Genomic DNA, 22,089 nt, shown 5'->3' on the forward strand with positions numbered 1-22,089 from the left:
ATATATGGCATTAACCTTAGATCAGTTAGAAGACCGTTTCCTGCACAGCCTGAAAGCCTTTCAGGATGCCCCTTCCTTTAATAAGGATGACAAGCGGAAACGGCTCATCAGTCAGATCGACTTACTCAGCCGGAATGAAGAGGGGGTGGAACTCCTTTATCACCGGCTTCCCGAGCTGGATGAATCCGGTTTCTTTGACGGGACGGTATGGGAAAACCCCAATAATCTGGTGCCCGGCCTGGTAAGAGGCACGCTGCTTGCGGGCTCGCCCACGAGCACTATCGAAATGCTCAATGAATTCCGAATACTCAACATCAGTGAAGGCCGGATCAGCCACCCTGCTTTTTCGGCTGAACAGGCAAGAGGCTTCATCCATGATATGTTGGTCAATACCTTTGAGCTGGCCTTTGAAGATTTTGAGCACGAAGGATGGAGTGCCCGGTACGCCGAAGGAGAACTGAAAAAAATCAGGATGCTCTTTAAGATTGTCCGGGAGCGGGTCGACCTGCAGCAGATTAAACCTCATTTGCTGGAAAAAATCGAGGTTATTGTAGCGCACCGACCTGTAGTCGTTACCCGCATTAAGCGGATTTTGAGTGTGATCAACCGGGAGCTCACGCTTGATTTGAGTGAAGAGCAGGACCGCCGGTTGAGCTATTTTATCAATACACTCTTCGGTCCCACAGAGCTTGCCCGCAAGTACAAATCTTCCGGTCAATACGAGACCGCCCTCGAAAACCTGGATGCAGATGCCCTGCGGCAGGAATGTCAGGAAGTGGGCAGGATGATGGTGGATACCGGTCTGGTTTCAGAGCATCAGTTGGTGTTGCTGCACTTTGTGCGTAAGCATCATACCGAACTGGTACCGGAAGTGCTGGCCCTGAACGCTCATGGCCGGGCAGATTACGAGCGGCATCAGCATTTTGTGGATCAGATGATTCAGGACTTTATTGTTCCTGGCAACAAGCAGGCGGTGTATGGGCTGGCAAGAGTATTGCAGCGCAATATCTTTTCCCAAAAGACGGCGTGGCACGCCATGAACCGATTGGTGAAAATCAAGGTACACCCTGAGGTTGGCAGGCGGCTTGAACAGGGTAACCTGACCCGTTTCGACCTGTCTCCCATGCAGTCGCTTATTGGTGGTATTCTCTGTGTGCTGGGCCTGCCGCTCGGCGTCCGTCAGGGCAACAACCCTACTTGCCAATCTGCAAGAGGCATCAGCATGTGGAGCCGCTACGCACCGGCCAAGCTCATCAATATGATGATCGATGCTGCAACTACTAATAATGTCGTCTTCCGTTACGAAGGTGATCAGATCAAGTCGCAGGATGTCATTGAGGGTTTGACGCAGCAGTTCGACTTTCAGCTGGATCCGGTTTCCATTGTTTTGGTCCCACTGCTGGACAAGGTTTACAACGAAATGATGAAGCGTGCCGGGCTAAAGCACTTTGGAAAAGACCCTCATGCGTCGGTAAACCCTGCCTTTTATGGGCATTGGATTCAAACGGGCTTCCGTTCGGTGTACAACCCTGCACTGCACGCCGTTGAAAAGTACGATGGGTTCGTGCGTATTTTCTATGCTTCTTTCCATCCGGATTACAACGGCGGCCACCATCTGATTTATCCGGTGCCAACGGGGATTTTCATTACCGACTCCTCAGCGCAGATGTTGGGTTACCATGCCATTTCCTTGTTGCGCATTGAAAAAGCACCCGAGTCGGAAGAATGGCGGGCCTACTTTTTCAACCCCAATAGTCAGGGCAAGCAGGATTGGGGGCAGGGCATTCAGCCAACGGTTTGGGGGAATGGAGAGCGCCACGGCGAGTCTTCGCTCCCAGTGGATGAGTTCGTCTCCCGGGTCTATGCTTTTCATTTCAACGAGCTCCGCCTGGAAGATAAACACCATCAAGTGCCGGTCGAAACAGTAGCAAGGGTGACCAAGCTATCGAAGGAAAGCTGGGGGCGGAAGTACCGGTGGATTTAACGAAAAACAATTATGACAAAAAAGCAAATCGGGCACTTTGAGCCTTTCGTACGGAACGTCAAGCACACCTCCCGCATTGAGCTCAGCCAATCCGGGCTAAAAAAGAACATCAACTTTATTCGGAAGAAGCTATCCGAGGGAACCCGTCTGTCTTGTGTGGTGAAAGCCAACGCCTACGGGCACGGCATACCGCAAATCGTGACCATGCTGGGCAAAGTTGGCGTTGACCACATCTCAGTGGCCTCAGCTTACGAAGCGGAGGAGGTACTGGAGTTCCGAAAAGCAGGTACGGATATTATGATCATGGGCATTCTGTATGATAATGATATCGAATGGGCCATTGCGCATGATATTGAATTTTATGTGTTCAATTACGAGCGGCTGAAACTGGTTTTGGAAAAAGCCAAAAAGCTAAACCGCAAAGCTAAGGTTCATATCGAAGTGGAAACCGGCACCAACCGTACCGGCATGACAGAGGAATACTTCAAAAAAGCGCTTACCTTCCTCAAGCGCAACAACGAGCACATCACTTTTCAGGGGCTGTGCACACATCTTGGAGGGGCTGAGTCCCTAAGCAGTACCTTCCGGACGGAACAACAGAAAGAACGGTACAAAAACTATCTGGCAGAATGTAAGAAGCGAAAGTATATGCCTGTAACCCGGCATATCGCCTGCTCCGCCTCCGCTTTGGTGATGCCCGAAACCCATTACGATATGGTGCGGGTTGGCGTGGCAACCTATGGTTTCTGGCCAAGCCCGGATGTTTACTATCAGCACCTGCAGTCCGTGAATAAGATGAAGGATACTCCCATGAGCCGCATCATCACCTGGAAGTCGGATATCATGGACATTAAACATGTACCAAAAGGAGACTTCATTGGCTACGGTACGGCTTTTCAGGCTACGCACGATATGGATATTGCCGTCATCCCGGTGGGTTACTGCAATGGTTACCCCCGCGGACAGTCCAACCGGGGCTATGTGCTGATAAACGGCCGGAAAGCCCGGATCACAGGTCTGATCAATATGAACTTATTTATGGTGGACATTGGCGACATCCCAAACGTGAATACAGGGGACGAGGTGGTACTGCTGGGCAAGCAGAAGAATAACACCATCAACGTCAGTTCATTTACCAATTATACGCAGTTGCTGAACAATGAAATGCTGAGCCGTTTGCCCACTGCCATCCCCCGCAAAATTGTCCGATAGAAGAATTTATGGAGCAGGAACCTATAGTATTAATTAAGTACGGCGGCAACGCCATGCTCAACGACGAGCTAAAGTCTGCTGTGGTCGCCAATATCAAAAAATTACAGGAGTCAGGTACAAAGGTGGTGTTGGTGCACGGCGGTGGCCCGTTCATCAAAAATATCCTTAAAACGGTGGGCATTGAGTCCGAATTTATCGGCGGCCACCGCAAGACGACACCGGAGGCGCTCAAGTATATTGAGATGGCGCTCAAGGGCGAAGTCAACAGCAGCCTGGTTAATTTGTTAAATAAAGCAGGAATGCGTGCGGTAGGCTTGTCTGGTAAGGACGGGCGAATGGTCACCGCGGTAAAGCGTTACCACGAAGTGACCGAAAACGGGCAGACCGAACGTTTCGATCTCGGTCAGGTTGGCGACGTGACCAAAGTAGACACCCGCCTTTTGGAGACGTTGCTTTCGAATAACTTTGTGCCTGTTGTTACCTGTATTGCTTCCGACGAAGCGGGGCAGGACTACAACGTGAACGCCGACATGTTCGCCGGTGCCCTGGCTGGCGCGCTGAAAGCACAGGACTACCTGGTGCTAACGGATGTTGACGGCCTGCTCAGAGATATTGACGACCCGTCTTCGCTCATTCGGCGGTTAACACTTGAAGAGCTGCCTGGGCTTTATGGCAGCGTGATCAAAGGCGGTATGATTCCCAAGTTGGAATCCTGCCAAATTGCCCTGGAGCACGGTGCCCGGCACGCCCGCATTATAAATGGCACGAAGCCAGATACCATCGCTGAAGTCGTGCAATCCGATAACCACTCAATAGGAACAGAGATATGCTTGTAGAGGAACAAACCACAAACGCCACCTTGCATCAGGTGGATAAACAATATTACCTGCCAACTTTTAACCGTATGCCATTGGCGTTCAGCCGTGGTGAGGGCGCTAAGCTCTGGGACGTGGAAGGCAACGAATACCTCGACGCCCTGGCAGGCATTGCTGTTTGCAATTTAGGGCACTGCCACCCACACGTCGTGAAGAAGCTACAGGAGCAGGCTGCTAAATTGATGCATATTTCCAATTTCTTTGTGAGTGAGCCGCAGGTAGAACTGTCTGAGCAACTGGTGAAGCGTTCTGGTCTGGACCGGGTGTTTTTCTCCAACAGTGGCGCAGAATCTGTGGAAGGGGCCATCAAAATTGCCCGGAAGTATGCCCATTCGAACGGTCGTGGCGGCACCATCATTTCCATGCAAAAGTCCTTCCACGGTCGTACACTAGCTACGATTGCTACCGGCAAAAAGAAAATGCAAAAGGGCTTTGGCCCAATGCCTTCCGGCTTCCAGAAAGTACCCTTCAATGATATAGAGGCGGTGCGCGCGGCGGTTACCGAAGAGGTGGCGGCCATCATCGTAGAGCCTGTACAGGGCGAGGGCGGTATTAATGTAGCTAAGCCTTGCTACCTACGTGCTTTGCGCGAGCTTTGCGATAAGGAAAATATTGTGCTGATTTTCGATGAGATTCAGTGCGGGGTAGGGCGTACGGGCGAACTGTTTGCCAAAGATCATTACGAAGTGCAGCCGGATATTATGACGCTGGCGAAAGGTTTAGGCAATGGATTGCCGGTGGGTGCCATTCTGAGCAATGAGAAAGTAAGCAGTACCATCGAATTTGGTGACCACGGAACAACTTTTGGAGGCAACCCTATGGCTTGTGCTGCCGGATTGGCCGTTCTGGAAGCGATGGATCAGGATGGGATTCTGCAGCAAACCCAGCGCAAAGGCTTTTGGCTGAAGGAAATGCTCGATGACCGCCTGGGTACCCACCCGAAGCTACGCCAGATTCGCGGGCTCGGGCTGATGATTGGCGTGGAGTTTGACTTCCAAACCAAACCGCTGGTGCTGGAAATGCTGAAGCATGGTGTTCTCGCTAATGCCACAGCCGACAACGTGCTGCGCATGGTGCCCCCACTCGTGATTTCCTACGAAGAGCTGGAGCGCTTGGCAGACACCATCGTCACTTGCATCAAAGCACTGGAATCGCGCGGCGAGTTGTGAAACCACCCACAAAAACAATGACACCTACATATAGATGATCAAAACAGCAATTGTTGGCGCTACAGGCTACACCGGGTCTGAGCTTGTGCGCTTGTTGTACAACCACCCGGATGTGGAAATTCAAATGATCACTTCGGAAAGCCGTAAAGGAGAGCCCTTTTCAGCCGTCCATCCGCACTTTGAGGGACTGGTGGATCATGTCCTGCAGCCGGCTTCGGCTGTTCTGGAAACAGAGCTGGATATGGTATTTCTGGCACTCCCGCACGGCGTTTCCATGGACTACGTGAAGGGGTACCAATCGGCAAAGTTTAATGTTGTCGATCTGTCCGGGGATTTCCGGCTTTCTTCCCCTGAAGTCTACGAAGCCTGGTACAAAAAAGACCACACCCATCCCAAAGGCTTCGAAGATGCCGTTTATGGGTTACCTGAACTGCACAGCGCTGCCATTGAAAAATCCTCATTAGTCGCTAACCCCGGATGCTATCCTACGAGCGCTATTCTGGGGCTCGCACCGCTGATTGATGCAGGTTGGGTGGATCCGGCACATGTGATTGTCGACTCTAAGTCAGGCATAACGGGTGCGGGTATCAAGGCAAAGCCGACAACGCACTACTCCAACGTCAGTGATAATTTTAAAGCCTACGGGCTGAAGTCCCACCGCCATACCGTGGAAATACAGGAGCAGCTGTCGGGTCTCCGCTCGGAGCCTCTTCAGGTGCAGTTTACACCGCATTTGCTGCCGGTAGACCGGGGTATCCTGTCCACTATTTATACCACGCCGGTTCGGGAGGAGGTGAGCGATCAGGCGCTTAAGAAGCTGTACGAAGACTTCTACGCCGGTGCTCCTTTCGTGCGTTTGCGCAAAACACCGCCCACCCTGAAGGACGTACGGAGCTCCAACTTCTGCGATATCTTTACGACTTACGATGAGCGGACCAACCGAATCATCACCTTAGCTGCCATTGATAATTTGGTAAAAGGTGCGGCTGGCCAGGCCATGCAGAATATGAACCTGCAATTTGGCTTGCCTGAAACCCGTGGCTTTGTATCCTTGCCACTCAACCCATAAACCCTATATACTGCATGAACACCAACAACAAAATGATAAGAAACCTTACCACGGTCCGGGGCATCAAATGCTGGGGCGCACACATTGGGATCAAGTCGATGCGGCGCGACCTGGCGCTTATTTACTCGGAGGTACCTGCCAGTGCAGCTTGTACTTTCACCCAGAATGAAGTAGTAGCCGAGCCGGTCAAACTCTCCCGGGAGCACATCAAAAGTGGAAAAGCCCAGCTCATCGTTTGCAATGCCGGCAATGCTAATGCCTGTACCGGCGAGCAGGGCCGCCTGGCAGCTGAAGCAATGGCACAGTCAGCCGCGGAAGAATTGGGCATCAAAAAAGAGCTGGTCATCGTAGCCTCCACCGGCCTGATCGGTGAGCCTTTCCCAACTGAGGATGTCGTCTCAGGCATTCGCGAGAATATGGCGAAGCTTTCCAATGATGCTAAAGCGGGCTCTTTTGCGGCCAACGCCATCCTGACCACCGACACCTTCGCCAAAGAGGGTTTCATGGATTTCGACCTGAATGGCACCACCATTAATATTGCGGGCATCTCCAAAGGGTCGGGCATGATCCATCCCAATATGGCCACCATGCTCGGCTTTATCGTCTGCGATCTGGCCATCGAGCCTAAGCTGCTCAATAAAGCGGTAAAAGAGGGTGTCGATATGTCCTTCAATATGATCACTGTAGATGGGGATACTTCTACCAACGATATGGTGGCTGTGCTCTGCAACGGTATGGCTGGGAATGAAATGATCAAGTCAGAACAGGATGAAGGGTATCAGCTGTTCCGCAATCGGCTGGAGGAAATGATGGTCCACCTGGCAAAGCTGATCATCTCTGATGGGGAAGGGGCGTCCAAGTTCATTGAGTATCAGGTTGTCGGTGCACCCTCTGACAAAGTGGCGCGCACGCTGGTCCGCGAAATATCGGACTCCACCCTGGTGAAGGCTGCAATGTTCGGGCGCGATCCCAACTGGGGGCGTATCGTTTGTGCAGCGGGTAATGCCGGGGTGCCATTCGACTATGCTAATGTAGACCTGCACCTGGGGGACAATGAAACCTTGATACAGGTACTGGACAAAGGGAAACCCGCTGAATTCGACCGCAACCACGTTAAGCGGTTGCTTCGGGAGTCTCATCTGCGCATCCGGCTGGATATGAATGCCGGCGAAGGGCAGGGCGTAGGCTGGGGAGCTGACCTGACAACGGATTATGTAATGTTCAACTCGGTTTATACGACCTGATTAAGACTTGCCAGAAAGAAAGGGGGGCAGGTGTTGAGCTATAATCAGCACCTGCCTTTGTGCTTTTAAGCCACTTCCTTCAGCTTTTTCTTCAGTGCAAACAGCTCGTCCCGGAACTGCGCAGCTGAAATAAAATCCAGTTCCTTGGCTGCCTTTTTCATCTTACGCTCGGTATCTTCGATCATCTTCTCCACCTTGTCGCGGCTCATGTATTGTAGCACCGGATCAGCAGCGAGGCTGGGTTCTTCAGGCTCCACATAGGCACGCTTCTGATTGCCCCGGATGTCGAGAATGGACTTCTTGGCCATAATTTCGTCCCGGCTCTTGCGGACAGTCTGTGGGGTGATGCCGTGCTCCTCGTTGTACGCTGTTTGTATGGAGCGCCGGCGGTTGGTCTCGTCGATGGTGCTTTGCATGGCATCGGTGATCTTGTCGGCGTAGAAGATGACTAGTCCATTGGCGTTTCGGGCAGCCCGGCCGGCGGTCTGGGTCAGGGAGCGGTTGTTGCGCAGGAAGCCTTCCTTGTCGGCATCGATAATGGCAACAAGAGACACCTCCGGCAAGTCGAGCCCTTCCCGCAGAAGGTTGACCCCAACAAGCACATCAAATTCACCCAGGCGGAGGTCCCGTAGGATTTCCACCCGCTCCATCGTGTCCACCTCACTGTGGATGTAGCGGACCTTGATGTTCATCTGCTGCAGGTATTTGGTCAGTTCCTCAGCCATTCGTTTGGTGAGGGTGGTGACCAGTACACGCTCCTCCCGTTCGATACGCTTTTGAATTTCTTCCATGAGGTCATCGATCTGATTCATGCTCGGGCGCACTTCAATGGGCGGGTCGAGCAGGCCGGTGGGGCGGATGATTTGCTCCACCAGTTCGCCACCGGTTTTTTCCAGCTCATAGTCGCCCGGCGTTGCACTCACGAAGACGACCTGATTGATGAGGGATTCAAACTCAGAGAAATTCAGCGGGCGGTTGTCCATGGCCGAGGGCAGGCGGAAGCCATTGTCTACCAGGCTCAGCTTTCGGGCGCGGTCGCCTCCGTACATACCCCGGACCTGAGGCACCGTCACGTGGCTCTCATCAATAATCATGAGGTAGTCGTCCGGGAAGTAATCGAGCAGGCAGAAAGGGCGGGTGCCCGGGCGGCGGCCATCGAAGAAGCGAGAGTAGTTTTCAACGCCGTTGCAATAGCCCAGTTCCCGGATCATCTCCAGATCGAAGGTGGTCCGCTCCTTGATGCGCTTGGATTCGAGGAAGCGGAGTTCACGCTCAAAGTATTTCTCCTGTTCGTGCAGCTCATCCTCAATATCCCGGATGATCTGATTCATGCGGTCTTTGGGGGCGATGTACAGGTTGGCAGGGAAAATCGCCGCCGTTTCCATGCCTTCAATCCGCTTGCCGGTTTCAATCTCAATGCGGTCAATGGACTCAATCTCGTCCCCGAAGAAAACTACCCGGTAGCCGAAGTCGACATAAGGGAGGTTGATGTCTACCGTATCACCCTTCACGCGGAAAGTAGCTCGCCGGAATTCGGTCTCTGTACGGGAGTAAAGGCTGTTCACAAGGCTGTACAGGAAGTTGTTCCGGGAGATTGTCTGCCCCACTTTGATCCGGATAATGCTGCTTTTGTAGTCTTCCGGGTTGCCCATACCATAGATGCAGGACACAGAGGCCACGATGATAATGTCGCGCCGCCCCGACAGGAGCGAGGAGGTCGCCCGGAGCCGCAGCTTATCCACTTCTTCGTTGATGGCAAGGTCTTTCTCAATAAAGGTATCGGTAGTGGAAATGTAGGCTTCCGGCTGATAGTAATCGTAGTAGGAGACAAAGTACTCCACCGCATTATCGGGGAAGAATTCCTTGAATTCGCCGTAGAGCTGTGCGGTCAGGGTCTTATTGTGGGTGAGAATCAGGGTCGGGCGGTTCAGCCGGGCAATGGTATTGGCCATGGTAAAGGTCTTACCGGAGCCGGTCACGCCGAGCAGTACCTGCGCCTGTTCTCCCCCTTCCACACCCTGAATGAGCTGCTCAATGGCCTGTGGCTGATCGCCGGTGGGGCTGAAGGGGGATTGGAGATTGAAGGGCATAGAAATTTGTTATTTATTCTTCTTCCTGCGTTTGTTCCGTAAGCTCCTGTTCCAGTAGAGCTACAAGGTTTTGGATATAGGACTTTGGCAAATTATCTAAGTCTGATTTGTCGAAAAGGTCAAGTAAGTAGACTTCTTGGCTTTCGGTATCTGCTATTCTGCTGTAAAGGAAAGTGATAACTCGCAGGCCACCACTTTTGCCTTTTCCTTTGCTTTTTACAGCTAGCCTTATCTTGTAAGTGTTTTCGCCAATTTTGATCCCTTTTATAGGGTTCTCCTCCAGCTCGGTAATTAGCCCTAGTAAATCCTTTTTTAATGACCTATATTTTTTGCTCAACCGCTTGGCTGTCTTTTTGAACGTGGAGGTCAGGTAAACAACAACCATCGGGGCAAAGATTAAAGCGCTTCAATAAAAGACCGAGCCTCTTCTTTAGGCACTTCCCCCTTGATCATTTGCGCCACTTCTGCATAGGCCTTTCTCAAAGGAGTGTTTACAGTGCTCATCTTTTCGAGCTTCAGCAAATCTTCTTTTAACTTCAGCCAGTCTTCGAGTTGTATTTTAACGGCAGTTGTTGCACCGGAATCATCCGTTATGTATTCAAGCTCAATATTTTCTAAAGAGGAAACCATATCGATAAGCTTTGAGAAGTGATGTAGGTCTAACTATAAATATACAACTTTTCCGCACCAAACGTTCGCCTTTACCGCTTACGGGCCACCAACAGCCCATCGCGTATGGGCAGCAGCAGATTGTCCACCCGCTCGTCTTCCTGCAGCGACACATTAAAGGCGTGGAGCAGCTTCGTGTCGGCATCGGTTTCCCGGAGACCAGTAGCCACTTTGCCACTCCAGAGGACGTTATCGGCAATAATCAGCCCGCCGGATTCCACCCGGTCAATGATGAGGTCATAATAGGCCTGATAGTACTGTTTGCCGGCATCAATGAACACCAGGTCGAAGGTGCCGGGCAGAGTGGGGATGACCTGCATGGCATCCCCAATATGGACTTCTACCTTGTCTTCCAGTCCCGCTATTTTCAGGTACTTCCGGATGAGGTATTCCAGCTCCGGATTCGCCTCTATGGTACGTACCCGGCCATCCCTCGCCAGCCCCTGCGCCAGGCAGATCGTGGCGTAGCCGGTGAAGGTGCCAATCTCCAGTACAGACTTTGGGCGCTGCAGCTGGCTGAAAAGCTTGAGCAGTTGGCCCTGTAGGGCACCGGAAAGCATCTGAGGGGCGAGGGTCCTGAGGTGTGTCTCCCGTTCCAGCTCATACAAAACCGGGTCGGGAGGCGCAGACCATTGCTCACAGTAGTCGAAAATAGTAGCGTCTAATCGTTGCATATTCGAATCAACGCTTAACCGGGCAAGAGGTTGAAGGGTTAAAGCTGCTTCGTCAGTTCCGCCAGGTCCACCTTGGTCATCAGGTGGAAGTTCTCCCGGAAAATTTTGATGGCAATCGCCAGCAGGATGATGCCAAAAACTTTGCGGAGCACATTCGCACCGCTCTCGCCCAGCTTTTTGCTGATCCAGTCACTGCTGCGCAGTACCAGAAAGACAATCAGGGTGTTGAGGACAATGCCCAGGGCAATATCTATTGGCTCGTACTTGGCTTTTAAGGTCAGAATAGTAGTCATGGTGCCGGCACCCGCCAGGAGGGGGAAGGCAATAGGCACAATCGTCCCGGTCTTTTCCTCCAGGTGGTCGTCCCGGAATAGCGTAATGCCCAGCACCATCTCAATGCCCAGCAAAAAGATGATAATGGAGCCCGCTACGGCAAAGGACTCCACGTCCACGCCAAATAGGCTCAGCAAAGGGCGGCCGGTTAACAGGAATAACAGCATCAGCACCATGGCTATCACGGACGCTTTAGCCGATTCGATCTTCACGCCCCGCTTCTTCATATCGATAATCAGAGGGATGGAACCGATGATATCGATAACAGAAAACAGGATCAGAGATACAGAAATGAGGTCTTTTGGATTAATCATGTCGGATGTTGTGTTCATGGTTTTTCAAAAAAGCGCGCAAAGGTATGCCCGAAATTTTGAAAAAGTAAACCCCGGCAGGATTAATTGTGAGTTAAGTTATTTTCAGATTTAGAAGAGCAGTAAATGCAAGTCGAACAGCTTCACAATAGCCAGCAAAACCACGGCTACCAGCAGGCGGTGTGCCCATACATTAGCTTGTGGGTAGGTCGCCGCGTAGTGCGCAGTAAAGAAGCCTCCAATCGTTTGCCCTACTGCCATGAGCAGCCCCACTTTCCAGTCGATGAGCCCCTGCCATTGAAAAACCAGGATCACTAAAAAGGTGTAGGCACCCACTACGAAGATTTTCACGGCATTTGCATCCACCAGGCTGTAGCGGGCGTAAAGCACCATCACGGCAAGGAAGAAAACCCCCATGCCCATTTGAATAAAGCCGCCGTAGAAACCCAGTGCCAGGTAGAGCGGAATGGCAATCCAGGGATTAGTCTGCTTGCTAAAGTCGGATTCCCGCAACCAGCGCTTGGGCTTCACAAGAATAACGATAAACATGACGATCATCAGAAAGCGGAAGACGCTGCGAAAGGCTTCGTTGCTGACATTCACGGCTATGGCTACGCCGCCGATGGCTCCGATTATCGTAAACAGGATGGGCAGGCGGCTGCGGTAAAGGTCGAGCTTCCCACCCCGGAAAAAGGCATAGGAGCCCGCTGCACTCTGGGTAAAAATGCCGACTCGGTTGGTGCCGTTGGCAAGATTACCGGGAAGCCCCAGCAGCTCAGTCAGAATGGTGAGTGTAATAGCTGAACCATTGCCCGCCAGCGTATTGATGCTGCCAGCCAGGGCGCTGCCAAAAAAGACGATAAGCAAGTGTGGCCACGAAATATCCATAGCCGCCAAAGGTAGCGGTTTCCGTCAAACTACTTATTGGAGGTAGGCCCTAATTAAATCCATTTCCACGCGCAGATGATGCTCCGGATGGTGCTGTACATACTTAAGCAAGCCCACATCCTGTGCAAAGAAAAGCGTATCGTAGCGCATTTCCGGGATGTCTACGCCAGGCGAATCCAGAGCAACCTCCATAGCGTAGGCCCGGGTGGCATAGGTACCGTAGGGTGTGGTCAGCACAGGGCCCTGATCAATGCTGCCCGTAGCAGACTGCGCATTCTCAGGAAGCAGGCTGGGAGGGACGCTGAAGTTGCTCTTGCTGAACTGCGTGGAGAAATAAAGCTGCCCAGAAGTGTCCACGGCCTCCGGGCCAGAGACCCGCAGTATAGACTCGAAAGCCGCGCCCAGACGGGTGCCTCTTTGCACATGATAGAGCGCCCGGTCAATGAAAGTGTCAGAGGCTACATAGATACTGTCCAGCTTGGAAAGCAAAAGGGCATTACCGGTCTGTAAATTGATGTTCCGGCTTTGATAGACCCAGGCGTTGCCCGGGCTAAGTTGCAAATACTGATTGGCAGGTACCGATGGCGGCAAACCTGGTTCCGGCTCAGGCAGTGGCGCGTCTTTGCTGCATGCCCAGAAAGCCATTAAAAGCAACATTAAAGCGGCACGGTTGAATATCATAGGTTGTTTTCTCGATAATCGGTTCCTATCGTAGAGCCTTTTTGAGCTCAATTCGCTTCCTGAAGCTCAAAAATTAACATTCTTAGGCGGAGGTTTTGGAAAAATGGGAGCTGCAATGAGCATATGGCCTAAAAATCCGTTGTATAATAAATAACTGAAAATCAAAAACTTAAATATGAAAAGGGACGGAAGTCGCATATCAACTCACGAACACGAAGATATCTTGTCATGGGCAGAAGCCCGGGAAGCCCGGCCAGTCGAGGTGCGCAACTTCGATGGTGAAAAAATTAAGGACCGGGTCCGGTTCCGTTTTCCGGGGGAAGAGTACCCCGATGAGTCTGACTTGGAATGGGATCAGTTCTTCGACATCTTCGACCGTGAACAACTCGAATTTCACTTTGAAGATATTGCTGATGAAGCAATGGAAAACAGAAACATCTATCAGTTCCGCCCAAGGTCTTACTGACCCGGAGCTTTCAAAATATTAGTTTGGTTTAGTCGATCAGGTGTGTGGCATTGAGCTGCGCACCTGATTTTTTTGTCTCACTGGCTATTTCTGCTGAAGCCACTGCTGAAGCTGATCGAAGGCGGCATTCATTTCCGGACAACAGGATTTGACGAATCCTTCATCGAGCGTTTTGTCTTTGTAGGTAGTGCGGGCGAGTTGAAGGGCCATCGCGCCATCAAAGTCCACGTACGACAGTCGGGCCGTCAGTTCCTCAGAAGGGCGGCCGAAGTCATAACTCGGGAGCAGGGCGATGCCGGTATCTTCCAAAAGGCGCTCACAGAGCTGCCCGCTGTTGCTGATTCCTTTATTGCTAAGGTTGTTTTGGTAAAACGCAAAATTGGGGAAGAGGTAAAAACCACCTGCCGGCTTCGGGGCGAATACCCGCATCTGGGTCAGGCGGCCGTGGAAATACCGGCCTACACTCCTTAGGATACGCTGTGCATCCCGAAGGTACTGGTCAATTTCCTCATGCGGCCGGAACGCTTCCACTGCTGCGTACTGTATGGGCGCACTGGTAGAGGTAAAAGTCTCGCTGGCCACAATAGCCATAGCGTCAAGCAGCCACCTCAGTTCCTCAGGAAATACAAACATGCCTAGTCGCCAGCCACCTGCCCCACACCACTTCGAAAGCCCACTGCTGATGATAGTGCCCTCTGGGTAATAACGCGCTACGCTAACGTGCTGGCCGGAGTGGTGCAATTCCCCGTAGATTTCATCAGACAACAGAATTACCTTGTATTTGCGGGCTACCTCTGCGATTTTCTTTAGCCGGTCTGCGGTGTAGGTTGCTCCGGTAGGGTTAGCGGGGTAGTTGAGAATGACAATGCGGGGGCGCTCAGGGTCAGCCTCACAGATGCTTTCCAGCTCCTCCGGCGTCAGGCGCCAGTCATTTTCCTGATGGGTTTTCACCCAATTGACCCGCCGCCCCAGAATGATAGCCTGTGGAGAATAGGAAACCCAACTTGGTGTGGGAATAACGAGGTCGCCATAGTAGGCAAGCTGGAGAATGAAGAGGAGTTCTTTCGAGCCTGGCCCGATGAGCACATCTTCGGCGGTCCGCTTTATGCCCTGCTGCCGCTCGTAAAAATCGGCAATAGCCTGCCGCAAAGCCGGTAGGCCCTTTACCGGAAGGTAGTCCTTCTCATGAGCGTGCTGCCGGAGGCTTTCCACCACCGGTTCCGGTACCGGGAAAGGGGACTGTCCAAAGCCTAGCTTATACACCTGCCGCCCCTGCTCCTGTAGCTCACGGGACTTCTCATTAATGGCTAAGGTTGCGGATTTCTTCAGTCCCCTGATATTCAGGTTGAGATCGATGCGGACATTTTGCCGTTTTGCCACGATGTGTCGTTGTTGGTTGTAGGGTTCAAGTTATCAAAATATTGGAATAAAAGACCCCTGAAGCGCAGGTCTATCTACACTTCAGGGGCATCATTAAGCTATGTAGGGAGGTTTAGTTCAGTGCGGCTCCCTGCACCATGCCATTTGAAATGCTTTTAGAGCGCTTGCTAGGTTTTGCCGGGCGGATAATCGGATATTCCTCTTCAAAGAAGAACCGGTCCTTACCAAAAGCAGGGTAGAGATCATCCAGCCAGATAGCTTTTGGGTCGTACCTGGCAAAGAAAGGCCGCGCCACCCAGTCTGGGTTGCGCCCCTGCAAAAACTGTAGGGTAAAGACTTTTTCACCTGCCACCTCGCTAACGCCTACGATGTGTACCTTGCCCGGCCCGGCTGACATCGACGGCCCGCGCACAGTCCGTGCAATACCACTGACCCGCTGATATGCTCCCCGGAAAATGCGCCAGGCGCGTTCCAGTGACACCGCGAAGTAATCCTGTGCCCCGGTATCCCGGGCAACAAAGAAGTAATACGGCACGCAGCCCAGTTCCACTTGTTCCTGCCACATTTCAGCCCAGGCATCCGAGTTGTCATTGATTTTGCGCATCACGGGCGACTGCGTGCGGATCACAGCGCCGGTATTGAGAATGCGGTCAATCGCAGTCTTAACTTCATCGGTGCGCAGTTCCGCAGGCGCATTAAAGTGGCCCATGAAGGCAATATGGAGACCTGCTTTTTTGGCTTTCTCAAAAACGCGGAGCAACTCATCCGCATCATTGTCTTGCGTAAAGCGCTGTGGCCAGTAGCCTAGCGCCTTGGTGCCAAAGCGGATGGTACGGAGGTTGGGCAGCTTCGCCTCAATCAGCGCATCAATGTAAACGCTAATGATTTTGGTCTTCATGATGAGCGGGTCGCCGCCAGTGAACAGAATATCCGTCACGCGCGGATGGGCACGCAGGTACTTAATGACCAGTTCGGTGTCCCGCATGGCAAACTTCAAATCGTTCATGCCTACAAACTGCGGCCAGCGGAAGCAAAAGGTGCAGTAGGCATGGCAAGTCTGCCCCTGACTGGGGAAGAAAAGCATGGTTTCCCGGTATTTATGCTGTACGCCGGTGAGCTCAGCCCCGTCGATCTGCGGCATGTTTTGAGAGCGTTGCCCTGCCGGGTGCGGGTTAAGCTCCATTCTTATTTTGTTAGCGATCAGCTTGAGTTCAGGTTTGCGCGCACCGGCACGGATGGCGCTCGCCATTTCTTCGTAGTGCTGAGGCTGTAGCATGTCCCTTTGCGGGAACGTCAGGATGTAGATGGGGTCCTCCTGATAGTTGTTCCAGTCAATCAGTTGCTCAACAACGTAATTATTGGCTTTAAAAGGCAGGACATTGCCCACGACCTCGATATCGAATAGCTCCTCTGCGGAAAGATGTTGTTGCAGCTGAGGGATTTCCCGGAAGTTCCGTAAAGTATAAGCGATGTATTTTTCCATGGCTCCTTAATTTTTAGGTTGTACAAAGGGTTAAATCAGGATAGTGAGGAGCCGGTTACTCAGGAGGGATGTACATGAATTTTTGCCCGCCCCACGTACAGTGGCGGCTAAGCAGGGTAAAGAGTTTGGTTTTGGAATGCATCATATGCAATTCGTTTATGGCGTTCTGAAAAGGGTATACGCTTTGGCTTCATCTGCAATTCAGACAATACGCAGCGAGTCGGGTGAGACCTGTTATGCAGGTTCACCGATGCTTTTTGCTTGCTTGGGGCAAGTGCCTGGGCACTATTCAGCAAATTATCCTATAGGCTGTTGCTGTAGCGAAAGGAGCGCCGGGGAATTGATGTTAAACGAAACCCGTTTGAGGCCCTAACATTCGGCTTCATGCAGGTGGCAGACTGGTTTTAAGGCGCTGGAAAAGCACAAACGGTCACCGGCTGCAAAGACGTGCAGCATTGAGATTCGCATGAATGGTGTTTGAAATGCTAAGGACAGGGCATAATCCCTCTATGCTCCATTAGTGGTTCACAAGATAAGAAAAATACTGGACATTTTTGGACTGAATCCGGTTGTTGAGCGCGGAAAGATGTTGCACCGTGCAGGGCTGTAGTGCACGGTGCGTAAAAGAATTCTGGAAGCGCTCTAAATACGGCACTTTGGGCAATGCAAAGAGCGCTGTCCGTTTTTTGAAGTATTTGGGGACGGGAGAATGAGGCTAGTCTTCGTCTTCGTCGTCCTCTTGCAGGCGCAGGTCCTGCTCATCAACATCCATATCGTCGTCGTCCTGCATGCCTTCCAGGCTTATCATATCGCTGTCAAGATCATCTACATCTATATCATCATCATACACACCCTCGACTTCGAAGTCGTCGTCATCGTCGAGATCGACGGGCTTAGCTGGTTTGGCGGCTGTTGATTTCCGGATCACGCGGGTAATGACCTTGTTTTTTGGAGGTTTAGGTGTCTTGCGCTTTGGCTCTTCGTCTTCATCGTCATCAGGGGTGCTTACCGGGCGGGTAGACACAGGAGGCTGCGTTTTGGCTGCCAGGCTCTTGGTAGTGGTGGGTACCGCCCGCAACCGCTTTTTATCGATAAGCTCCCCGGTTACGGTGCAAATGCCATAGACCTTGTTGCGGATTCGGATCAGTGCATTTTGCAAATCCTGAATGTACCGGCGCTGCCGGATGGCCATGTTATTAAGCATTTCGACATCGCTGCCGGTGCTGCTGTCGTCCATCCAGTCCACACCGTGGTCATCGCCGGAGTTTTCGGCAATTTCCAGTATTTGCTCCTGCAGGGAGCTGAGCTGCACTTGTGCTTTTTCGAGCTTAGACTCGATAAGTTCCTTGAATTCTTCAAGCTCAGCATCGGAGTATCTTACAACTGTATTAGCCATCGTTCGAAGGTTTGCTGATTAGGGATAACAGTTTTGCCTTTATTTTGCGGGTGCAATCTGATGTATTCTTTTGAAATAGTCAAGCATTATTATCGAATTATAGCCCCGTACAATTCTAAATGTAGGCTTAACATACAAAGTTTGCGGCACTTTTCCCAGTATCGTAATTTTGTCAAAAATAATATGACAGACGAAGGCTACATCAAATTTTCGGCAGACTGGCAACATGCACCGCCTTTTCCCGAGGCAGAAATCGAAATACTCAATGCCTTTCGGCAAGAGCTTTACGAAATGGGGCTTATTGGCGCTTATGAGAATGGCATTGGCTATGGGAATATCAGTTGCAGAGCAGAAAATGGGGGGGTGTTCTACATTTCAGGTTCTAAAACGGGCAATTTCGCCAGGTTGGATACCCGCCACTATGCGTTGGTTACCTACGTGGGGGCTTCTGAAAATCGCCTGAGCTGTACAGGTCCAATTATTGCCTCCTCTGAGTCCATGAGCCACGCCGTCATCTATGAGGAGTGTCCCGATGTGAATGGGGTAATTCATGTTCACGACCTCCACCTCTGGCAAAGCCTGATGCATAAGGTGCCTACCACTGACGCCTCTGCACCCTACGGCTCTCCGGAAATGGTGGAAAGTATCCGTCAGTTACTGGTGGATACCGACCTGAAAGCGTGTAAAATCTTCGTGATGGAAGGGCACGAGGAAGGTATTTTTACTTTTGGTGCGGACCTTGCAGAGGCGATGGCCGTTTTGAGGTCCTACTTATAAAAAATGCCCCCGCGACGACGGAGGCACTTGACATACAATTAGAATCCCATGATAAAAAGTTACACCACTTTTGTGGTGGAATTGCTTTCTTAATAAGTGCTGAATAAACGTCTGCCCCCTCGGTATAATTGCATAAAGCAATAGGAATCTGACAGGAAAATACGTTTTCAGGACAAACGCAGGGTATGTCACTTAAGAACGCTATCTTTAGCGTATATTGTTACTTCTTTTGCATCTCCCGTCACAATGAAGCACACTCAATTTTTTATCTAAATCCATAAAACAATTGCATTATGTCTGTAAAGGCGAAATACCAACCCGTACTCGACCTCGGCGAAGAGCTTAATATTCAGGACGGCTACGTTGAGGAGCTGGATGGCGTACTCAAGGTAGGCGGTACCGCAAGCACACAGTACCACAAGAATCTGCTTTGGGATAAAATCAAGGAAATCGGCGGCGAAAATCCTTCTGATATTCAGGCGGACATCAAAATTGCCACTGAAGACTACTTCCACAAGCATACTGTGAAAAGTGGGGATAGCCTTTCTAAAATCGCGAAGCACTACTACGGCGATGCGTCCAAGTATATGGTGATCTTCAATGCGAATACGGATCAGCTGAAAGACCCTAACCTCATCCACCCGGATCAGGAGCTGACCATTCCTTTCCCAGCTTAAACTGTGGTAAAAAATTGCAAACAGAGCAGGCTGCGTACACTTTGAAGTGCGTAGCCTGTTGCTGTTTAGGAAAGAACCGTCTTCAGGATATTATGGGCATTGATCTCCGGAAAGTTGTCAATATGGTAGCGATAGAAGGCCAGCAGTTTTTCGAGTAAATCCTGACGCATCTGCCGGCCGATCCTGACTTCGTGGCATTGGGCATAGTCACACCGCAGCAATTGATAAAGCACCTGGCTGGTGACAGTGTCGAGGTATTGGTGACTGGCCGCTTTACTGCTTGCGAACAGGCCTTCCTGCAGGTCAAAGTATGGTGTTTCATCTGACCAGGCTCCTCCAGGGACAAAGCCCAGGTGAAAGCTCAGTTCCAGCAGAAAATGAAGGTGCAGGTTGGAGATGGGCAAAGCGGTCTGATCCAAAAACTGAAAGGTGCGGAACAGGAACTCAAACAACCGGGGGTTCTCCTCGGGCTCCCGGATCGACTTACGGGCAACCTCTGCGATGAACAGCCCCACGGCACTTTTGTGGACCTCAAAGGGAAGGGACTGATACACCACTGCGCTTTTGATCTCCCGAATCCGGTTGAGCCCTTTTTCACTTTTCTCGTAAACTACCATATCAACTAGCGACATGACCTGTAGCAGCCCTGGGCTGATCCGGGCATTTTTTCGCCTTACGCCTGGCACCAAATAACTACGCATGCCCCGCTCTTCGGTGAAGATATCCACGATGACGCTCGACTCGCTGTACTTTATTGATCTGAATACAATACCCCGTGTCTTGATCAGCACGCTTTCAGGTTTTTAGGCAAGGTACGCCAATTCATCGAAAAACCATCCGGGCTCATCCATATAACTGGACAGGTGCAACCTTACGGGCTTACCTTCGTCTATATAGAAAAGCAACAGCCTCACCCGTTGTTGTGATCCACCCGACTTAAAAGAAAATGATGAAAACCCTATTCCTGACAACCTTGTACTTGGGGTTTGGCTTCGTGGTATTGGCATCTGCTGACCCTTCGCCCCCTAAACCGGAATCCTGTCTTGTAGCTCCTGTTCTTGCAAAGCACCTGCCTGATGGTGTTTGGCTAGGTACAAGCGCGGACGGGCAAGAGCTTTCCGTCGTCTTTTATGAAAATGGGGTTGCACAATGGAACAAAGGCACTAACCGGGCTCCTGAAGTCGCCTTGTATGGCTGGGAGGTTATCCCGGGTGTTGGCGGCTGTGCGTTTTTGCAAATGAGGCATCAGGTATCTGGTACAGAACGTAGCTATGCCGTAAATGTGGAATGCAATCAAATACAGTTGATCGCTGCAGATTTTTCTTCCCAGTCCCTGAAACAAGTCAAAGTGCAGAATGGAGCAAAACAGAAGCAATTGCTTAGCGGTGCATGGGGGAATTCAACTTATCCGTTCGAAGTAGCCCGACAGAACGCCACGGACATGAAGCAGGCTTATCTGCAATATAACTTTTTTGAGGACGGTACTTTTGTACGCAATCTGGGAAACCAGAAGCGGCAGGTGAAGGAAGCGGGCACTTACCTGGTGAGCGATGACGGGCATTATGTACTGTTGCAATTTGACGAAGGCTGCGTTACCGTGGTGGCACTCAAGTACCTGCAACTTGACGAACTGGTACTGCAACATGTACTCCGCTGCGAAGACCCGGCTTTTGCTACGGGCAGAAAAGATTTCTACTTCAATAAGCTATAAGGGCTTTTGCCCCGCTACTTAAGATACATTTCCTGTTTTAGAATTTCGGCTTGGTCACGGAGGGTTTTCCCTGCCGTGGCCATCTTTTTTGACCTGCCTTCTACAACGTTCTGGAGTACACTTTTACCAAACCGTCTGGCCCCTTTTCATATATCCGGTTCCCCTGATACCGGACCTGTACATCTGAATTGATATCCCCCCTCAATAACTGTTCCTGTAGGGTTTCCGGATTGTAGGCTCGGACATGGAGGCCACTGTACAGGAGTAATTTCCCATCTTGTAGCTGCAGGGACTGGACATCCGGGAAGGGGAGGAGCTGGTGGAACTGCCCGAAATTATCGAAGACATAAATACCCTGCCCCGGGCAGTTGAGGTACAAGATATTGTTGTTGGCAAGCAGTTGTGTGGCCATAGGCGGTGCGTCGAGCAGGGCGCTCAGGTTGTCACTTTGGACCAATACTCCGCCATTTTGGCCCACCTTTTTCAAACGGAACGCTGCCTGATCATAAACCCAAATATTGTTGTCCGTAGCCAGCCCGATCGCCGTCGCATTAAAAATACCCGCTGTGAAGAGCTCTAGTACTGCGGTTTCATTCATCGTACGGTCTAAGGTAGCCACCACCTGCAGCTCCGGATAGAACAAAAGCAGATTGAAAGGATCCGTAGGGTCAATATATTGTAAAGTGCCCCGGGTGTTATTATTAAAATGGAATTGCTCCCGCCCGTCCGGCCCGTATTTGTGCACTCGGTTATTTTCATCAACCACATAAACATTCTGCAACTTATCAGTAGTGAAGTCTCTACAAAGCGTTGGCAGAGTATGCAAGTGCCTTTGAATACGCCCCGTATCAAGCCTCCCCCACTGCCCACTCCCCACGCCCAAACTCCCCACTGCAAAACTGCCGACTCCAAAACTGCCGACTGCAAAACTGCCGACTGCAAAACTGCCCACTGCAAAACTGCCCACTGAAGAACTGCCGACTGCAAAACTGCCCACTGC

General features: G+C 51.3%; 23 protein-coding genes. 11 read left to right on the plus strand and 12 right to left on the minus strand.

Features of this window, described 5'->3' with window-relative positions; all coding sequences use genetic code 11:
• The first annotated feature begins 4 nt into the window (after positions 1 to 4).
• From MRY86_RS17585 to argJ, 6 genes are read left to right on the plus strand one after another with little or no spacing between them, the layout of a single operon-like run.
• Positions 5 to 1,984, plus strand: coding sequence for a hypothetical protein (locus MRY86_RS17585; RefSeq protein WP_293566763.1), 1,980 nt, complete (start codon positions 5 to 7; stop codon positions 1,982 to 1,984).
• 12 nt (positions 1,985 to 1,996) lie between these two features.
• Entirely contained in the window at positions 1,997 to 3,196 is a 1,200-nt protein-coding gene (gene alr, locus MRY86_RS17590) for an alanine racemase (protein ID WP_293566762.1), read from the plus strand.
• 8 nt (positions 3,197 to 3,204) lie between these two features.
• The gene (gene argB, locus MRY86_RS17595; RefSeq protein WP_293566761.1) at positions 3,205 to 4,032 is read left to right on the plus strand and encodes an acetylglutamate kinase; all 828 of its coding nucleotides are present in this window, start codon (positions 3,205 to 3,207) and stop codon (positions 4,030 to 4,032) included.
• Positions 4,023 to 5,240, plus strand: a complete 1,218-nt coding sequence (locus MRY86_RS17600; protein WP_293566760.1) for an aspartate aminotransferase family protein — start codon at positions 4,023 to 4,025, stop codon at positions 5,238 to 5,240. The genes argB and MRY86_RS17600 overlap by 10 nt, the downstream gene beginning before the upstream one ends.
• 34 nt (positions 5,241 to 5,274) lie before the next feature.
• Positions 5,275 to 6,309 carry an N-acetyl-gamma-glutamyl-phosphate reductase gene (gene argC / locus MRY86_RS17605; RefSeq protein ID WP_293566759.1) on the plus strand — a complete coding sequence of 345 codons (1,035 nt, stop codon included), beginning with the start codon at positions 5,275 to 5,277 and terminating at the stop codon, positions 6,307 to 6,309.
• A 32-nt stretch (positions 6,310 to 6,341) separates the two neighbouring features.
• On the plus strand, positions 6,342 to 7,553 hold the full coding sequence (argJ, locus tag MRY86_RS17610; protein ID WP_363325412.1) for a bifunctional glutamate N-acetyltransferase/amino-acid acetyltransferase ArgJ: 1,212 nt from the start codon (positions 6,342 to 6,344) through the stop codon (positions 7,551 to 7,553).
• Between the two features lie 65 nt (positions 7,554 to 7,618).
• Here the strand turns inward: argJ and uvrB are convergent, their stop codons facing one another.
• From uvrB to MRY86_RS17645, 7 genes are all read right to left on the minus strand, one after another.
• Positions 7,619 to 9,643 (minus strand): excinuclease ABC subunit UvrB, encoded by a 2,025-nt coding sequence (gene uvrB, locus MRY86_RS17615; RefSeq protein ID WP_293566757.1) that lies wholly within the window; start codon positions 9,641 to 9,643, stop codon positions 7,619 to 7,621.
• A 13-nt stretch (positions 9,644 to 9,656) separates the two neighbouring features.
• On the minus strand, positions 9,657 to 10,028 hold the full coding sequence (locus tag MRY86_RS17620) for an addiction module toxin RelE (protein ID WP_293566756.1): 372 nt from the start codon (positions 10,026 to 10,028) through the stop codon (positions 9,657 to 9,659).
• Positions 10,029 to 10,039: 11 nt separating this feature from the next.
• On the minus strand, positions 10,040 to 10,273 hold the full coding sequence (locus MRY86_RS17625; protein WP_293566755.1) for a hypothetical protein: 234 nt from the start codon (positions 10,271 to 10,273) through the stop codon (positions 10,040 to 10,042).
• 71 nt (positions 10,274 to 10,344) lie between these two features.
• Positions 10,345 to 10,986 (minus strand): O-methyltransferase, encoded by a 642-nt coding sequence (locus MRY86_RS17630; protein WP_293566754.1) that lies wholly within the window; start codon positions 10,984 to 10,986, stop codon positions 10,345 to 10,347.
• A gap of 38 nt (positions 10,987 to 11,024) precedes the next feature.
• A complete protein-coding gene (locus tag MRY86_RS17635; RefSeq protein ID WP_293566753.1) occupies positions 11,025 to 11,651 on the minus strand; it encodes a MarC family protein in 627 nt (208 codons plus the stop codon).
• Between the two features lie 90 nt (positions 11,652 to 11,741).
• Positions 11,742 to 12,518 (minus strand): sulfite exporter TauE/SafE family protein, encoded by a 777-nt coding sequence (locus tag MRY86_RS17640; protein WP_293566752.1) that lies wholly within the window; start codon positions 12,516 to 12,518, stop codon positions 11,742 to 11,744.
• 33 nt (positions 12,519 to 12,551) lie between these two features.
• Positions 12,552 to 13,199 (minus strand): hypothetical protein, encoded by a 648-nt coding sequence (locus MRY86_RS17645; protein ID WP_293571763.1) that lies wholly within the window; start codon positions 13,197 to 13,199, stop codon positions 12,552 to 12,554.
• 175 nt (positions 13,200 to 13,374) lie between these two features.
• On the opposite strand from MRY86_RS17645, the gene MRY86_RS17650 reads away from it, so the two are divergent.
• Complete coding sequence (locus MRY86_RS17650; protein ID WP_293566750.1) at positions 13,375 to 13,665, plus strand: hypothetical protein; 291 nt, start codon at positions 13,375 to 13,377, stop codon at positions 13,663 to 13,665.
• 84 nt (positions 13,666 to 13,749) lie between these two features.
• On the opposite strand, the gene MRY86_RS17655 is transcribed toward MRY86_RS17650, so the two are convergent.
• The 3 genes from MRY86_RS17655 to MRY86_RS17665 all read right to left on the minus strand — a co-directional run bounded on the left by MRY86_RS17655 (position 13,750) and on the right by MRY86_RS17665 (position 17,924).
• A complete protein-coding gene (locus MRY86_RS17655) occupies positions 13,750 to 15,045 on the minus strand; it encodes an aminotransferase class I/II-fold pyridoxal phosphate-dependent enzyme (protein WP_293566749.1) in 1,296 nt (431 codons plus the stop codon).
• Positions 15,046 to 15,157: 112 nt separating this feature from the next.
• On the minus strand, positions 15,158 to 16,528 hold the full coding sequence (locus tag MRY86_RS17660) for a hypothetical protein (RefSeq protein ID WP_293566748.1): 1,371 nt from the start codon (positions 16,526 to 16,528) through the stop codon (positions 15,158 to 15,160).
• A gap of 715 nt (positions 16,529 to 17,243) precedes the next feature.
• Positions 17,244 to 17,924 carry a TraR/DksA C4-type zinc finger protein gene (locus MRY86_RS17665; protein ID WP_293566747.1) on the minus strand — a complete coding sequence of 227 codons (681 nt, stop codon included), beginning with the start codon at positions 17,922 to 17,924 and terminating at the stop codon, positions 17,244 to 17,246.
• A 183-nt stretch (positions 17,925 to 18,107) separates the two neighbouring features.
• On the opposite strand from MRY86_RS17665, the gene MRY86_RS17670 reads away from it, so the two are divergent.
• Both MRY86_RS17670 and MRY86_RS17675 read left to right on the plus strand, forming a co-directional pair.
• A complete protein-coding gene (locus MRY86_RS17670) occupies positions 18,108 to 18,701 on the plus strand; it encodes a class II aldolase/adducin family protein (protein WP_293566746.1) in 594 nt (197 codons plus the stop codon).
• Positions 18,702 to 18,994: 293 nt separating this feature from the next.
• On the plus strand, positions 18,995 to 19,378 hold the full coding sequence (locus tag MRY86_RS17675) for a LysM peptidoglycan-binding domain-containing protein (RefSeq protein ID WP_293566745.1): 384 nt from the start codon (positions 18,995 to 18,997) through the stop codon (positions 19,376 to 19,378).
• 65 nt (positions 19,379 to 19,443) lie between these two features.
• Here the strand turns inward: MRY86_RS17675 and recO are convergent, their stop codons facing one another.
• Positions 19,444 to 20,169: a DNA repair protein RecO gene (recO, locus tag MRY86_RS17680; RefSeq protein WP_293566744.1), complete on the minus strand. Its 726-nt coding sequence runs from the start codon at positions 20,167 to 20,169 to the stop codon at positions 19,444 to 19,446.
• 158 nt (positions 20,170 to 20,327) lie between these two features.
• On the opposite strand from recO, the gene MRY86_RS17685 reads away from it, so the two are divergent.
• A complete protein-coding gene (locus MRY86_RS17685; protein ID WP_293571765.1) occupies positions 20,328 to 21,089 on the plus strand; it encodes a hypothetical protein in 762 nt (253 codons plus the stop codon).
• Positions 21,090 to 21,189: 100 nt separating this feature from the next.
• On the opposite strand, the gene MRY86_RS17690 is transcribed toward MRY86_RS17685, so the two are convergent.
• Positions 21,190 to 21,834: a hypothetical protein gene (locus MRY86_RS17690; RefSeq protein WP_366145568.1), complete on the minus strand. Its 645-nt coding sequence runs from the start codon at positions 21,832 to 21,834 to the stop codon at positions 21,190 to 21,192.
• Between the two features lie 65 nt (positions 21,835 to 21,899).
• Here MRY86_RS17690 and MRY86_RS27200 point away from each other — a divergent pair.
• A partial coding sequence (locus MRY86_RS27200) for a pentapeptide repeat-containing protein (protein ID WP_366145569.1) occupies positions 21,900 to 22,089 on the plus strand: 190 nt, incomplete at its 3' end.

The sequence above is a fragment of the Phaeodactylibacter sp. genome (genome assembly GCF_022763345.1).
Lineage (GTDB): Bacteria > Bacteroidota > Bacteroidia > Chitinophagales > Saprospiraceae > Phaeodactylibacter.

Excerpts from the sequence above, each read along its gene's own strand:
- MRY86_RS17585 (WP_293566763.1), top strand. The coding sequence starts at position 5 with ATGGCATTAACCTTAGATCAGTTAGAAGACCGTTTCCTGCACAGCCTG.
- alr (WP_293566762.1), top strand. The coding sequence starts at position 1,997 with ATGACAAAAAAGCAAATCGGGCACTTTGAGCCTTTCGTACGGAACGTC.
- argB (WP_293566761.1), top strand. The coding sequence starts at position 3,205 with ATGGAGCAGGAACCTATAGTATTAATTAAGTACGGCGGCAACGCCATG.
- MRY86_RS17600 (WP_293566760.1), top strand. The coding sequence starts at position 4,023 with ATGCTTGTAGAGGAACAAACCACAAACGCCACCTTGCATCAGGTGGAT.
- argC (WP_293566759.1), top strand. The coding sequence starts at position 5,275 with ATGATCAAAACAGCAATTGTTGGCGCTACAGGCTACACCGGGTCTGAG.
- argJ (WP_363325412.1), top strand. The coding sequence starts at position 6,342 with ATGATAAGAAACCTTACCACGGTCCGGGGCATCAAATGCTGGGGCGCA.
- uvrB (WP_293566757.1), bottom strand. The coding sequence starts at position 9,643 with ATGCCCTTCAATCTCCAATCCCCCTTCAGCCCCACCGGCGATCAGCCA.
- MRY86_RS17620 (WP_293566756.1), bottom strand. The coding sequence starts at position 10,028 with ATGGTTGTTGTTTACCTGACCTCCACGTTCAAAAAGACAGCCAAGCGG.
- MRY86_RS17625 (WP_293566755.1), bottom strand. The coding sequence starts at position 10,273 with ATGGTTTCCTCTTTAGAAAATATTGAGCTTGAATACATAACGGATGAT.
- MRY86_RS17630 (WP_293566754.1), bottom strand. The coding sequence starts at position 10,986 with ATGCAACGATTAGACGCTACTATTTTCGACTACTGTGAGCAATGGTCT.
- MRY86_RS17635 (WP_293566753.1), bottom strand. The coding sequence starts at position 11,651 with ATGAACACAACATCCGACATGATTAATCCAAAAGACCTCATTTCTGTA.
- MRY86_RS17640 (WP_293566752.1), bottom strand. The coding sequence starts at position 12,518 with ATGGATATTTCGTGGCCACACTTGCTTATCGTCTTTTTTGGCAGCGCC.
- MRY86_RS17645 (WP_293571763.1), bottom strand. The coding sequence starts at position 13,199 with ATGATATTCAACCGTGCCGCTTTAATGTTGCTTTTAATGGCTTTCTGG.
- MRY86_RS17650 (WP_293566750.1), top strand. The coding sequence starts at position 13,375 with ATGAAAAGGGACGGAAGTCGCATATCAACTCACGAACACGAAGATATC.
- MRY86_RS17660 (WP_293566748.1), bottom strand. The coding sequence starts at position 16,528 with ATGGAAAAATACATCGCTTATACTTTACGGAACTTCCGGGAAATCCCT.
- MRY86_RS17665 (WP_293566747.1), bottom strand. The coding sequence starts at position 17,924 with ATGGCTAATACAGTTGTAAGATACTCCGATGCTGAGCTTGAAGAATTC.
- MRY86_RS17670 (WP_293566746.1), top strand. The coding sequence starts at position 18,108 with ATGACAGACGAAGGCTACATCAAATTTTCGGCAGACTGGCAACATGCA.
- MRY86_RS17675 (WP_293566745.1), top strand. The coding sequence starts at position 18,995 with ATGTCTGTAAAGGCGAAATACCAACCCGTACTCGACCTCGGCGAAGAG.
- MRY86_RS17685 (WP_293571765.1), top strand. The coding sequence starts at position 20,328 with ATGAAAACCCTATTCCTGACAACCTTGTACTTGGGGTTTGGCTTCGTG.